17 protein-coding genes and 1 pseudogene are annotated in these 12100 nt (G+C 66.8%); 13 read left to right on the forward strand and 5 right to left on the reverse strand.

The window, feature by feature from the left end:
- Positions 1-77: 77 nt before the first annotated feature.
- Positions 78-767, reverse strand: coding sequence for an ATP-binding protein (locus IE262_RS23045; protein ID WP_189876249.1), 690 nt, complete (start codon positions 765-767; stop codon positions 78-80).
- A 226-nt stretch (positions 768-993) separates the two neighbouring features.
- Here IE262_RS23045 and IE262_RS23050 point away from each other — a divergent pair, with 226 nt between their 5' ends.
- From IE262_RS23050 to IE262_RS23085, 8 genes and pseudogenes are all read left to right on the forward strand, one after another.
- Positions 994-1842 carry a helix-turn-helix domain-containing protein gene (locus IE262_RS23050; protein WP_189876147.1) on the forward strand — a complete coding sequence of 283 codons (849 nt, stop codon included), beginning with the start codon at positions 994-996 and terminating at the stop codon, positions 1840-1842.
- Positions 1839-2054: a DUF397 domain-containing protein gene (locus IE262_RS23055; protein WP_189876149.1), complete on the forward strand. Its 216-nt coding sequence runs from the start codon at positions 1839-1841 to the stop codon at positions 2052-2054. The genes IE262_RS23050 and IE262_RS23055 overlap by 4 nt, the downstream gene beginning before the upstream one ends.
- A gap of 91 nt (positions 2055-2145) precedes the next feature.
- Entirely contained in the window at positions 2146-2373 is a 228-nt protein-coding gene (locus tag IE262_RS23060; RefSeq protein WP_134035564.1) for a hypothetical protein, read from the forward strand.
- 43 nt (positions 2374-2416) lie between these two features.
- Complete coding sequence (locus IE262_RS23065) at positions 2417-2860, forward strand: DUF6879 family protein (RefSeq protein WP_229877403.1); 444 nt, start codon at positions 2417-2419, stop codon at positions 2858-2860.
- A pseudogene (locus IE262_RS23070) lies at positions 2838-3729 on the forward strand (helix-turn-helix domain-containing protein). Before IE262_RS23065 ends, IE262_RS23070 begins: the two are co-directional and overlap by 23 nt.
- A 551-nt stretch (positions 3730-4280) precedes the next feature.
- Positions 4281-4418 (forward strand): hypothetical protein, encoded by a 138-nt coding sequence (locus tag IE262_RS23075; protein WP_166681621.1) that lies wholly within the window; start codon positions 4281-4283, stop codon positions 4416-4418.
- Positions 4419-5591, forward strand: a complete 1173-nt coding sequence (locus tag IE262_RS23080; RefSeq protein WP_308432779.1) for a methyltransferase domain-containing protein — start codon at positions 4419-4421, stop codon at positions 5589-5591. It abuts the gene before it with no gap.
- Positions 5592-5729: 138 nt separating this feature from the next.
- On the forward strand, positions 5730-6287 hold the full coding sequence (locus IE262_RS23085; RefSeq protein WP_189876154.1) for a class IV adenylate cyclase: 558 nt from the start codon (positions 5730-5732) through the stop codon (positions 6285-6287).
- A 156-nt stretch (positions 6288-6443) separates the two neighbouring features.
- Here the strand turns inward: IE262_RS23085 and IE262_RS23090 are convergent, their stop codons facing one another.
- Together IE262_RS23090 and IE262_RS23095 are read right to left on the reverse strand one after the other, a co-directional pair.
- Positions 6444-6974 carry a flavoprotein gene (locus IE262_RS23090; protein ID WP_229877404.1) on the reverse strand — a complete coding sequence of 177 codons (531 nt, stop codon included), beginning with the start codon at positions 6972-6974 and terminating at the stop codon, positions 6444-6446.
- Positions 6975-7167: 193 nt separating this feature from the next.
- Positions 7168-7467 carry an NIPSNAP family protein gene (locus IE262_RS23095; RefSeq protein WP_134035553.1) on the reverse strand — a complete coding sequence of 100 codons (300 nt, stop codon included), beginning with the start codon at positions 7465-7467 and terminating at the stop codon, positions 7168-7170.
- A gap of 235 nt (positions 7468-7702) precedes the next feature.
- On the opposite strand from IE262_RS23095, the gene IE262_RS23100 reads away from it, so the two are divergent.
- Both IE262_RS23100 and IE262_RS23105 read left to right on the forward strand, forming a co-directional pair.
- Positions 7703-8305, forward strand: a complete 603-nt coding sequence (locus tag IE262_RS23100; RefSeq protein WP_189876157.1) for a hypothetical protein — start codon at positions 7703-7705, stop codon at positions 8303-8305.
- A 218-nt stretch (positions 8306-8523) separates the two neighbouring features.
- Positions 8524-8727, forward strand: coding sequence for a cold-shock protein (locus tag IE262_RS23105; RefSeq protein WP_023544341.1), 204 nt, complete (start codon positions 8524-8526; stop codon positions 8725-8727).
- 146 nt (positions 8728-8873) lie between these two features.
- Here IE262_RS23105 and IE262_RS39570 read toward each other — a convergent pair whose 3' ends face one another.
- On the reverse strand, positions 8874-9014 hold the full coding sequence (locus tag IE262_RS39570; protein ID WP_229877405.1) for a hypothetical protein: 141 nt from the start codon (positions 9012-9014) through the stop codon (positions 8874-8876).
- On the opposite strand from IE262_RS39570, the gene IE262_RS23110 reads away from it, so the two are divergent.
- Complete coding sequence (locus IE262_RS23110) at positions 9013-10644, forward strand: DEAD/DEAH box helicase (RefSeq protein ID WP_229877406.1); 1632 nt, start codon at positions 9013-9015, stop codon at positions 10642-10644. The two genes, IE262_RS39570 and IE262_RS23110, sit on opposite strands and share 2 nt — an antisense overlap.
- 351 nt (positions 10645-10995) lie before the next feature.
- Here the strand turns inward: IE262_RS23110 and IE262_RS40560 are convergent, their stop codons facing one another.
- Positions 10996-11280, reverse strand: a complete 285-nt coding sequence (locus IE262_RS40560; RefSeq protein WP_351079792.1) for a hypothetical protein — start codon at positions 11278-11280, stop codon at positions 10996-10998.
- Here IE262_RS40560 and IE262_RS40565 point away from each other — a divergent pair.
- A complete protein-coding gene (locus IE262_RS40565; RefSeq protein WP_351079790.1) occupies positions 11273-11443 on the forward strand; it encodes an RlpA-like double-psi beta-barrel domain-containing protein in 171 nt (56 codons plus the stop codon). The two genes, IE262_RS40560 and IE262_RS40565, sit on opposite strands and share 8 nt — an antisense overlap.
- Before the next feature lie 14 nt (positions 11444-11457).
- Positions 11458-12075 (forward strand): cell wall protein, encoded by a 618-nt coding sequence (locus IE262_RS23120; RefSeq protein WP_189876161.1) that lies wholly within the window; start codon positions 11458-11460, stop codon positions 12073-12075.
- Positions 12076-12100 lie beyond the last annotated feature (25 nt).

The raw sequence follows: 12100 nt of genomic DNA on the forward strand, positions 1-12100 counted from the left end.
GTAGCTGACGCTCCGTTTCCAATCCCCGCCGCTTCAGCCATGCTTGCAGTGGCCTCGCACAGGGCTTCCCGGCTCGTTCACCGGCTGGCACGGATGGCGTCCCCCGGTGTGGTGTAGCTGTTCTTGGTGGCGAACTCACTGCCGGACAGCTCTGCCTCGAAGTGCATCTGGGCGTGGTCAAGGACCTCGTCCACGTCACAACCATGCGCTCGAAGCCAGTGGAGGAAGTCTGTGATGACGTCGACCACCGCTTCTTCGGCCACGGCCGTGCTCAACCTGCCCGAGTTTGAATTGCAAACCAGCTTCGTCGTCGCGTAGATGTCGAGCAATGTCTCGGCCCGCCTCACGCCGGGGCCTCCGACGTGGCCCGTCGGTGAGGTGAGAGCGGTGGCCAGCTCGCACCAGGTCACTTTCCGATCGGGATGGAGCTGAACACCCCAGCGGTCGGCGAGGGCATCGACGAGTGCCATGCCGCGACCGCCCTCGCAATCGACCGCCGCATCCACGAGGGTGGGGAGGGCGCGCGTGTCGGGGTCGTGGACTTCGATACGCAGGTAGGTGCCGGTGATGGAGACGGCAAGAGTGGCAGGTGTGCCGGGGCCAACGTGCGCGATGACGTTGGACACTAGCTCACTCACGCAGAGTTGGGCGCTGTCAGTCACGTCATGCAAGCCCCAGAGCCCCAGATGCAACCGCATGATCCGACGCAGCCCGGCCACCTCCTCGGGCTCAGCCGTGAAGGCCAAGTCCCACGGCTTCCGTGACATACACGCTTCCTGGATCACGAAGACCCCTCTCGTCGCATGTCGGCTCCACCGATCCGTGGCGGCTAGCGGAGCGTTACGCACACTCACTGTGAGTCGCGCTGCTGGTTAGCATGGCGTCCGCGTATCCCGATGTGCAATGTGCACGAAGGGATTCCCACTACCGAGTGATTGGCAAGCACGCCCCTTGGCACGAGACTGAACGTCCGTTATTCGAAGGATGGTTGAGATGGCTGGTTCACCGACGGCACGCCGTCGTCGTCTCTCGATCGAGCTGAAGAAGCTCCGCGAGAAGAGCGCGCTCACCTGCGCCCAGGTCGGTGAGGCGCTGGACTGGAGCGGCTCCAAGGTCAACCGGATGGAGACGGGCAGCGGCAGGATTCAGCCGTCCGACATCGACGCCCTGTGCCGGTTCTACGGAACCAGTGACGAGTTGCGCGAGTTCCTGAAGTCACTGGCTCGACAAGCCAAGACACGGGGCTGGTGGCAGGTGCACGGCGCTGGTGTCCCCGAGTGGTTCAACATCTACATCGGCCTGGAACAGGACGCCTCTACGTTCCGCCAATACCAGTGCGAGGTGATCCCCGGTCTCATGCAGACCGCGTCCTATGCCGGCGAACTCCACAGGACCGGCGCGCACATGTCCGCCCAGGACATCGACCGAGCCGTACGTGTACGTATGGAGCGCCAGACGATGTTGCTGCGGCCTGATGCGCCTGACGCCTGGTTCGTCATGAACGAGGGTGCTCTGCGCAACATGATCGGGGATCGGGCACTGATGCGCGAACAACTCGAATGCGTCGTGGAGTCAGCTGAATTGCCGAGTGTGACCTTGCAAGTTCTGCCTTTCGACTCGGGCACCTATCCGGCCACAGGGTCCTTCACCATGCTCGGCTTCCCTGACCAGGAAGACCCGGACATCGTGTACCGAGACGGCATCACCGATGCCGTCTACCTCGAAGGCGAGCATCATGTGCGTGAGTACACCAGGGCCTTCGACGGCCTGCGAGCCGCGGCTCTGAGTCCTCAACGCTCCAGCCAGCTGATCAAGTCCATCCTGAAGGAATACGCACAGTGAGCATTGCAGAGTCCAGGCGCGGTGACCGCCTGAAGTGGTTCACGTCGTCGTACAGCAACGGTGCAGGGGGTGAATGTGTCGAGTGTGCTTGGACCAGTGGCGGCGTCCTGGTTCGAGACTCGAAGGGCTCGGGAGAGTCTGCGATCAGCGTTCGAGGCGACGCTTGGCGCTCTTTCGTGCAGAACTTGAAGCATGGGCAGTCCGCACCCTGATCTCGTAGAAGTTCGTGCAAGTCGCTGGCGTGCACGGATGATCCGGCGCAAGCCTGATCACGTCGATCGTCACCGAAGGCGGGAGGACACCATGACACTGCACCGGCTGGGCAAGGACCCGGAGAGTCCCAACAACGGCTCTCCGACGGTGTACCTGGACGACGAGACCGGGAACTACATCCTGCAGGGATGGCGCGTCACGGACGCCGAGCGTCTGGCTCAGATGGAGATCCCGGACCATGAGACGGTGATCGAGTTCCCGAGGCGCATGATGCAGTTCTTCCCGGAGGTGAACGGTGGCGACGGAGTCGGCGTTTGAAGATCTCTTCCGCTCCGCCCAACACAGCGCGTTTCACCTGGAAATGAGGGACGCGTACGGGCTCGACGATGACTACCGCGAGTGGGTTTCGGGCGACAGGTTCGATCCTGCGGAGCGCTGGCCCTGGTGGATCGAGTTGGTCTCCACGGCAGTGGCCCGTGGCGTGGCGGTTCACCGTGCACGCATCGTGTCCGAACCGATCTCCCCGTACGTGCGATACGAGTACGAGCTCACGAGCGGGCACAACGTCAAGGCCGGTGAGGCCGTGCGCTGGCTGTCCCGCAGGCAGGCCTCCGGAGTGGCACTGCCCGGCAACGACTTCTGGTTGTTCGACGGCACGTCGGTACTGTTCAATCACTTCGCCGGCGACGGGACGATGACTGGCGAGGAACTCGTGACCGACCCCGCCGTGGTGTCGCTGTGTGCCTCCGCGTTCACTGCGGTGTGGGAACGCGCGACCCCGCATGAGGAGTACCGGCCCGCCTGACAGCACACACAGAACCGTCGAAGTGACTTCATCGTCCAGCGTCCAGCAAGCCCGAGAGGCCCTGGGTAAGCGACTGCGCGAGATCCGGAAAGACTCCTGGGCTGACGGCGCGCGAGCTTGCCTCTCGGGCCGGCTGGCACGAGAGCAAGTGCAGCCGCATCGAGAACGGTCGTACACCCCCGTCGGACGATGATCTGCACGTGTACGCCACACACTGTGGCGTCGCCGACCAGGCAGCCGACCTGATCGCCACGACGCGGAACATCGATGGCGCGTACGTCGAGTGGCGGCGCATGGAGCGCTCCGGGCTGCGTCGTGCGCAGGAGTCGGTCATCCCGCTGTGGGAACGCACTCGGCACTTCAGGGCCTACTCGTCCTGGCTCATTCCTGGGCCGCTCCAGACCCGTGCCTACATCGAGGCACTGCTCACGTCGATTCGTGACCGGCGTGCGCTGCCCGACGACTTGGAGAAAGCGGTTCGGGTACGCGTGGACAAGCAGCGCGTCCTGTACGAGAGCACCCGTCGCTTCGCGGTGATCCTTGAGGAGAGCGCACTACGGCACCGTATCGGCGGCGCCGAGACCATGGCCGGACAACTCGGTCACCTGCTGTCTCTGGCAACGCTGCCGAACGTCAGCCTGGGCGTGATCCCGCTCAGTGCGGACCGCACGGCGTTGTGGCCCGTGGAAGACTTCTGGATCTTCGATGACGCGCAGGTCAACGTCGAGTTGGTCTCCGCATTTCTCACGATCGCGCAGCCCCACGAGATCCACATGTACGCCCAAACCTTTGCCGCGTTGGCCGACTTGGCGGTGTACGGCGCCCCTGCCCGGACGCTGATCACATCAGCCATTGACTCTCTTGAGTGACCGCGTGCAAGTCCGCGCACGTTCGTTGAGACCACACTGTCGCCCTTTCTAGCGTGTCTGTCCTGGCAAGCAGTCAGGAAAGGTGACCAGCCATGGCAAACGAGGCACGGATCCTTGAGGATTCACCAGGCCAACGAGGCGAAGAAGAGGCAGGCCCTTCCCCGCACTCCGCTCTGAAAGCGCCGCTGAACAGTCGCCCCACACTCCGTGATCGTGTCCGACAGGCCAATACTCGGAGCCGCGGCGAGGTGCTGTGACCCCGTTGACTGCTACCCCCTTGCATCCACAGATGCAGAGACCCGCTGCGCGGCGTCCGGCAAGGCGCATTCCGTCTGGGGTGGCTCCGAGGACTGCGAGACGTGTGCGTTCACGCAAGGAAGGAGAAACAGCATGAACACTGGCGCAACGCCACCGGCCCCACCGAACCCCGACCCTGTCCCGCCGGGCGGTGGCGTGGCCAAGGGAGACCAGCCCTCGCGCACCCCGTGACATCCGTTGCCTGCGAGCGAAACGACTCAACGAGCACCATCTACAACCAGGAGGACAGAGACATGCGCACGTGGTGGCTGACCATGGCGACCGGCGGCAACCCGCAGGACGACAGCGACAGCGGCAATAAGCACGGCGGAGGCGGGTCTGACGAGGGTGGCAACACCAATGACGGACAGGGCCCGGCGGACGGTCGCTGAGTGAACGCGTACGACGTCGACGTGCAGGAGGCGGGCCCTCAAGCGCTCGCCTCCTCGCTCATGGAATCTGGTGCCCTGCAGAGCAACTGGCTGCCTGCGTACGAGGCCGTACCCCGGCATCTCTTCGTGCCTGATGTGATCTGGCCTGGGCGCGCCGGCATGAATCGGCAGGATGATCGCGTGATTCGGTCCGATGAGCCCGACGACTGGTGGGCGGCCGTCTACCGGGATGCGCCGATCACGACGCAATGGGATGACGGTGCGTACACCGGCCCCGGCAAGGGGCGGATGCCCACCTGCTCCAACTCCATGCCGACCATGGTGTTCTCGATGCTGAACGCTCTGAGCGTCGACACGGGACAACGCGTGCTGGAGATCGGCACGGGCACTGGTTGGAACGCCGCTCTCCTGTGTCAGCGGCTCGGGTCAGAGAACGTCATGACGGTCGAGGTCGATGAAGCCAACGCCCGAGACGCACGAGAACGCATCCGCGGAGCGGGTTTCCATCCGAAGTGCATCGTCGGCGACGGCGCCGAGGGGTACCCACCCGGAGCACCGTATGACCGAGTCATCGCGACCTGTTCCATCGGCAGTGTGCCGCTCACATGGATCGAGCAAACACGTCCCGGCGGCGTGATCGTGGCTCCCTGGGGGCCGACGTACGGCGGGGAAGCTGTCGCTCGGCTCACGGTCGCTGACGGCGGTACGGCGTCCGGCCCGTTCATCGGCTCGTCGGCGTTCATGCGACTCCGGCAGCAGCGGAAGAGTCTGCCTCCGAAGAGCGCCTACCTGACCGGGGCGGGCGGCACGCGCTCCAGGACGGCGCTGTCGCCCGACGACGTGGGCGACTGGCTGCACATGTTCGTCATCGGTCTTCAGGTTCCTGCGCTGTTCTGCCGCGTGGAATCCGGAGCCGATGGGGCCTACCGGCTGTGGCTGTACGACACGGAGGTGACCTCCTGGGCCGTGGCCGACTACGAGAAGGGTCGGATCGAGTACGACGTCGCACAGTACGGCCCGCGGAACTTGTGGGACGAGCTGGAGACAGCGTGGCGCTGGTGGGACGGCCGGGGCCGCCCGGGCTTCGATCGCTTCGGGCTCACGGTCACTCCGGACGGCGAAACGGCGTGGCTGGATTCCCCAGACAGCCCTGTACCCGTTACGGAACGGTGAGGACTTGCTTTTGACGCCGCGAACGAGTTCACCGAGCGTGCCCACGTCGGCCGACTCCAGGACCACACCCATCGCATGGGCCTGCTCCTCGCGGTCCGCACCGCCAAGTAGCCGAAACAGCAACTGAAGAAGAGGATCATGAAGCACGAGTACGAAGCCAAGTTCCTGTCCGTCGACGTGACCGGTCTCCAGGCAAAGCTCACCGCCCTCGGCGCCACGCAGACGTTCCCGCGAACGCTGCTCACTCGCAAGATCTTCGAGAACGACGCACTCGACAACGGCCAGTGGCTCCGCCTCCGCGACGAAGGCACCCGCTCAACCTTGACGCTCAAACAGGTCACCGACCCCACCACGATCGACGGCACGATCGAGATCGAGACCGAGGTCACCGATCTGCACGCCACGGCTGACATCCTTCGCCGCCTCGGCCTGCGCGAGGTCCGCTACCAGGAGAACTACCGCGAGGAGTGGCGCCTGGGCGAGGTCGCCTTCGACTTCGACACCTGGCCCGACCTGCCCACCTTCGTCGAGATCGAAGGACCCGATGAGGCGTCGGTGCGCCAGGCGGCGGCCCTGCTCGACCTCGACTACACCGAAGCCCGGTTCGGCAGCGTCGACGAGATTTACAAGAGTGAGGCCGGCCGCGACATCCTGGCCGAGCCCACTCTCCTCTTCGCCGACGCTGACAAGGCCTGAGGACCCTCTGTAGCTATGCCGCAGGGCAGGCCCTGCCCTGAAGGGCAGGGCCTCTCAGGCGAGCGCTCCCTCCCGCACGGTGTAGGTGCGCAGCTGAGTGGTCTTAGGCATGCGGTCCCTCCTGGGTCGTAGCTCTCGTACGCCGCAGGACGGGTGTCACTCCATAGCTCGGTCGACCGTGTCTAGCACAGCCGTCCACGGCAACTGACGCCCGGCGGGTGCTTCCCGTGGCTCGTACAGCGGCCAGGCCTCCGGCCCGTAGACGAGATGGACTTCGGCGTCTCGTAGCGCTGCGATGTGACGCTTCCATGCGGGGTGGCGGGCGTGGGCAGCGTTGATCCGAGGGAACACCACAACGGGCAGGCCGTGGGTGCCGATGGCTTCCCCAACCTGAGTCAGCGCTTGGTTGTCGGCGATGCCGGTCGCGAGCTTGGCCACCGTGTTGGCGCTCGCGGGGGCGACCACGTAGCAGTCCACCTTCGGATGTGGACTCGTATCACCGGGCAGTCGTGCCTCGTGACGGACAGGCAACCCTGTCAGCTCCTCCAAGCGGTCGGCCTCGCCGCTCATGCGAAGCCAGTGACCGGCGGTCGGTGTGAGTGTCACGGCCACTCGCCATCCCCGGGCCAGCGCCGGCTCCACGAGTCCGGTCCGCAAGGTCTCGACGCCTCCGGCGCTGGTGCCCACAACTCCCAACGTCCGGCTCTTGCTTACGCTCACTGCATCACCCTCCACACCGAGGGTTGAAGAGAACGAACTGAAGGACAATCGCACAACGTTCGGTTCGAGTGGCTCCGGCCACTGTGCCTGCGCACCGGACGTTGAGGCTGCGCCGCAGCAATGGCGAACGCCGACACCACATGCTCCCGCTGGACCGTGATCACAACTGCGGCTCGACCGTCCGGTCATCGGTGTGCAGCAAGTAGTCGCCCGGATCCAGGTTCATCACCTTCCGCTCCGGCGAAGCCCAGTAGAGCGCGTTACGGTCGGTGAACGGCTCCGGGCCGTCGTAGGAAATGAGCCACATGAACTGGTTTCGCGCGCGGTCCACCCAAGCGCCATCGATGGTGAAGCCCAGCGCCAGGCGTAGCGGCACGATTTCTGTACGCCACCGCTCCACCCACTCGTCGAGCAGTCCCTCTCGCACGGTGTAGGTGCGCAGCTGAGTCGTCTTGGGCATGCGGGCCCTCCTGGGTCGTAGCTCTCGTACAGCAGGCTATGTGCCGGTGAAGAGGCAGCGACAGGAAGCGAGATCACACCACGAAGGGCACCGGGGCCACCGACGCCCTTGTACGCGGTCACCCCGCCTGCGCCCCCACCGAGTCGCGGTTGCTCAACCTCGGCCTCCGGCGTACCTGCTAAGGTCCCGCCGCCGTGTCGGGTGGCGGTGATGTGCCAGGGTGATGGGGGCGGAGATGCGTCGCAGCGAGTTTGCTGGGGCCGGGTTGATCGTGGCGTTGCTGCTGATGACCGGGTGCGGAGGAGGCGGCAGGAGCGAGACCGGCCCCTCGGTGACCAGAGCGCTGACCAAGGGGGTCAACACGGGCTGTGGCCACTACCTGAAGCCGGAAACGGTCGCCGCGGCGCTTGGCGACAACGAGTTCGCCGACGTCAACGGGCATTTCCAGGACGGCAAGGGGTCGTGCCTGGTCAATATCTCGGTCAGGGAGGCGGGCCTCGGTACGAGCGGGCCGCTCCACAGGAATGTGAAGCTTTCCCTGGAGATCCTCAGTTGGAAGGATCCCGCCCAGGTGGCCGAGTACGTCGGCGGGAAGTGTCACGCTACGTCGGCCGACGGAGTCACCGAGAGCTTCAAGGGCCCCAAGGAGGCATGCGGCACCTACCGGGCCGACCCTCCCGAGGAGTTCCTGGTCGGTGGCAGGGTGGACGCCTACGCGGGCGAGGGCAGGAAGCTGATCACGGTCACCGTCCACGGCGTGGACGCCACGCTGAAGCAGGACCGCGAGCACGCCTTCCAACTGCTGGCCGATGCCCGCGCCAAGATCTCCGGACAGTGAGGTACGAAGCTCGGTGCTGCTGTAGCGGGGACATAACGCGTCAGGACCCCGGCGCGCCTCGGTGATCCACCACGGCCCGCCGAGCCGTGCTAAAGTTGCTGCGTTGCAGTTGTGGTACCCATAGAACCTATGTGCGCCTGACGGGAATGTTCCATCAGGCGCATTAGTTGTTTTCCGGCATCTCCGGATGGGGCCTCTGCCTACAGAAGGAGAAGGTCATGGCACAGGGAACCGTGAAGTGGTTCAACGCCGAAAAGGGTTTCGGCTTCATTCAGCAGGACGGCGGCGGTCCGGACGTCTTCGCCCACTACTCGAACATCGCGACCCAGGGCTTCCGTGAGCTGCAGGAGGGCCAGCGGGTCTCCTTCGACGTCACGCAGGGCCAGAAGGGTCCGCAGGCGGAGAACATCGTCCCCGCCTGATCGCCGGACGCGTATCCGCTCACCGGGGTCCGCACCGTCATGGTGCGGACCCCGGTTTGTGCTGTTTCCAGGAAGGCAGATAACTGCATGTCCCGCAGGGCTCACATGTCTCAGGGGTCTCAAAGTTCTCAGAGGTCTCAGAGGTCTCAGAAGCCGGACCGGCGCGCCTCGTCGTCCCGGCCGTCCGCGTCGTCCCGCCCCTCCGCGGCGTCACCGAGCGAGTTCCGGCTGCCGGAGAGCACGACACCCGCACTTCCCGCTGTCGAGGACTTCGCCGGTCTGGACATGCCCGCGGGGCTGCTGAAGACCCTCACCGCGCAGGGCGTGACCACCCCCTTCCCCATCCAGGCCGCCACGCTGCCCAACTCGCTCGCGGGCCGTGACCTGCTGGGGCGGGGACGCACCGGCTCCGGCAAGACCCTCGCGTTCGGGCTGGCGCTCCTGGCCCGTACGGCCGGACTGCGCGCTGAGCCCAAGGCGCCCCTCGCCCTCGTGCTGGTGCCCACCCGGGAACTCGCCCAGCAGGTGACGGACGCGCTGACCCCCTACGCGACTGCGGTGAACCTCCGGCTGGCCACCGTCGTCGGCGGGCTGTCCATCACCAAGCAGGCCGGTGCGCTCCGGCGCGGCGCCGAGGTGGTGGTGGCGACCCCCGGCCGGCTCAACGACCTGGTGGCACAGGGTGACTGCGTGCTCGGCAGCGTACGCATCACCGTGCTGGACGAAGCCGACCAGATGACCGACATGGGCTTTCTGCCGCAGATCACCAAGCTGATCCAGCAAGTACGGCCCGACGGACAGCGCATGCTCTTCTCGGCCACCCTGGACCGCAACATCGACCGCCTGGTGCAGCGGTTCCTGACCGACCCCGTGGTGCACTCCGTGGACCCGTCCGCGGGAGCGGTGACGACCATGGAGCACCACGTGCTCCACGTCCAGGACGAGACCGACAAGAAGGCCGTGACCGCGCGCATCGCGGCCCGTGACGGCCGGGTCATCCTCTTCCTCGACACCAAGAGGTCCGCCGACCGGCTCGCCAAGCGGCTCCTGGCCGTGGGTGTCCGCGCGGCGGCACTGCACGGGGGCCGCTCCCAGCCGCAGCGCAACCGCACTCTGGAACAGTTCAAGAACGGCCAGGTCACCGCCCTGGTGGCGACGAACGTCGCGGCCCGGGGCATACACGTCGACGACCTCGACCTCGTCGTGAACGTCGATCCCCCCACCGATCACAAGGACTACCTCCACCGGGGCGGCCGCACGGCCCGCGCCGGCGGCTCCGGCAGCGTGGTCACGCTGGTTCTGCCCGACCAGAAACGGGACGTCACCCGGCTCATGTCGGACGCGGGCATCCGGCCGCGGACGGCCCGCGTCACGTCGAGCGACGCGGAACTGGCCACCATCACCGGCGCCCGCGAGCCCTCCGGCGTGGCCGTCACCATCGAGGTGCCCCAACCGGCGACAGCGACGGCGTCCGGCCTGGACCGGAAGACCGGCGCCAAGGCGGGCACCAAGACCGGCAGGCGATCCGGCCCCCGACGCCGAAACGGCGCCAGCGCCGGGGCCGGGGCCGGGGCCGGGGCCGCAGCAGTTGGTGGTACGTCCGCGACCTCCGCAAGCGGCGGGCGCGGTTCTGCCCGCCGGGCGGGGTCCGGCGGGGCCACGGGCGGTGCCGTCGGAGGAGGCGGCCGCAGTTCCGACCGGCGGTCCTCGGGCGGTGCGGCGACCCGCGCTGCTTCCGGCAAGACCGTTCGCGGATCCGGCCGACGGGCGGCGGCCGGCGGAGCCACGGGCCGCGGAGCCACGGGCAACGGAGCCACGGCCAGCGGAACGACTGGCGGCGGAGCCACGGGCGGCGCTGCCGGGACCGGTGGCCGCGGCTCCGACCGCCGGGGCGGCCGCCGTACCTCTGCCACCTAGGTCCAGGACGCGGGAACGGCTGACGGGACGGGCGCTCATCGCTGGTATGTACCTCGTCGGCGCCCTCGGCTTCCTGGAACTGCCAGTGGCAGCCCTGTCGCCCCGGCGGCCGCGACGCCAAGGCCTCTCAGCGTCTCGGCCTCTCAGCGTCCCGGCGTCCCGGCGTCCCGGCGACGCGGCGTCCCGGCGACGCGGGAAGGCGCCTGCCATACCGTGGCCGTCTGATCAGCGGTCACCTGACGGGCTGTCATGGTGCGCTCTAGTGGTGCCCTCTAGCCAACGCGCGTAGACATCAGCATCATGGGGGATGCTCCGAGCGCACATCCTTCTCCGAGGCTTGACATGAACTCGTCAATTCAACTGAGAGAGGTGCACGATGGCTTGCGGATCGAACAGCCTGTGGGCTGGTGAAACGAGCTGGTTCTGTTGCGGTTCCGCGTGGGGACCGTGCGGCAGCGCCGGCGGCGGTGCCTGCGGCAACTGCCGGTCGAGCGCCAACCACGGCGCCTGGCCCAACGCGTCACAGGCATGCTGGGACATCACCCGGCCCGACCTGTGCGGCGAGAACATCCCCAGACGCGGTTGCGGCGCCGTGATGAACGTCAGACACCAGTGTTCCGGCGCGACGGTGTGCATCACCATCACCGACTGCGGACCGCGTACCAAGGAATGGTGCGGCGAGGCCACCTGCTGCAACGGCGCCTGCCGCACCAACCGCGTCCTGGACCTGACCCCGGCCGCCTTCTCGGCCATCGGCAACCTCAGCTCCGGCAAGCTGCCGGTCTACATCTACGAGTGAGAAGGGACGCGGACATGACCTCTCGTCAGGACGACCATGGCGGCCTGGGCCGCCGTCGCTTCCTCACCACCGCCGCCCTCAGCGGCGCCACGATCGTCGGCGCGACCGCGCTCGGCGGCATCGACGCCGACGCCGCCTTCGCCGCCGAGCCGTCACTCGACCCCGCGATCGCGAAGTCCTCCTTCGTGGAGGGCCGGATCACCGGCATCACCGGCAGCATCCTGGAGGTCGCCGGCTCCTACGGTGACCACGCGCGCGTCCAGATGACCAACGCCACCAGCGTGTGGAAGGTCCGTGCCACGACCGCCGCGGAGATCGAGATCGGTGACGGGCTGTACGCCCGCGGTGTACCGATGCCCGATGGCACCGTCGCCGCCGACGCGGTGTGGGTGAACATCGTGAACCTCGACACCCGGATCCGCGGCATCGCCAAGAACCGGCTCCACCTCGCCCACGGTCAGCACGAGATCGTCGGCAACGTCCTTCCGGACACCACGAACGCCTCGTACGCGGGGCGCGCGCTCACGTCCGACCTGTCCCGGTTGCGCATCGGGCAGAGTGCCCAGGTCCTCGGGGCCTGGCGGCCGTCCGACAACTCCGTGGATGTCGTCCGTATCTCGGTCGGGCACTGACAGCGGGACCGAGGAGGAAGACGCA

Origin of the sequence: Streptomyces bluensis, from assembly GCF_014650715.1 — a bacterium.
Taxonomy (GTDB): domain Bacteria; phylum Actinomycetota; class Actinomycetes; order Streptomycetales; family Streptomycetaceae; genus Streptomyces; species Streptomyces bluensis.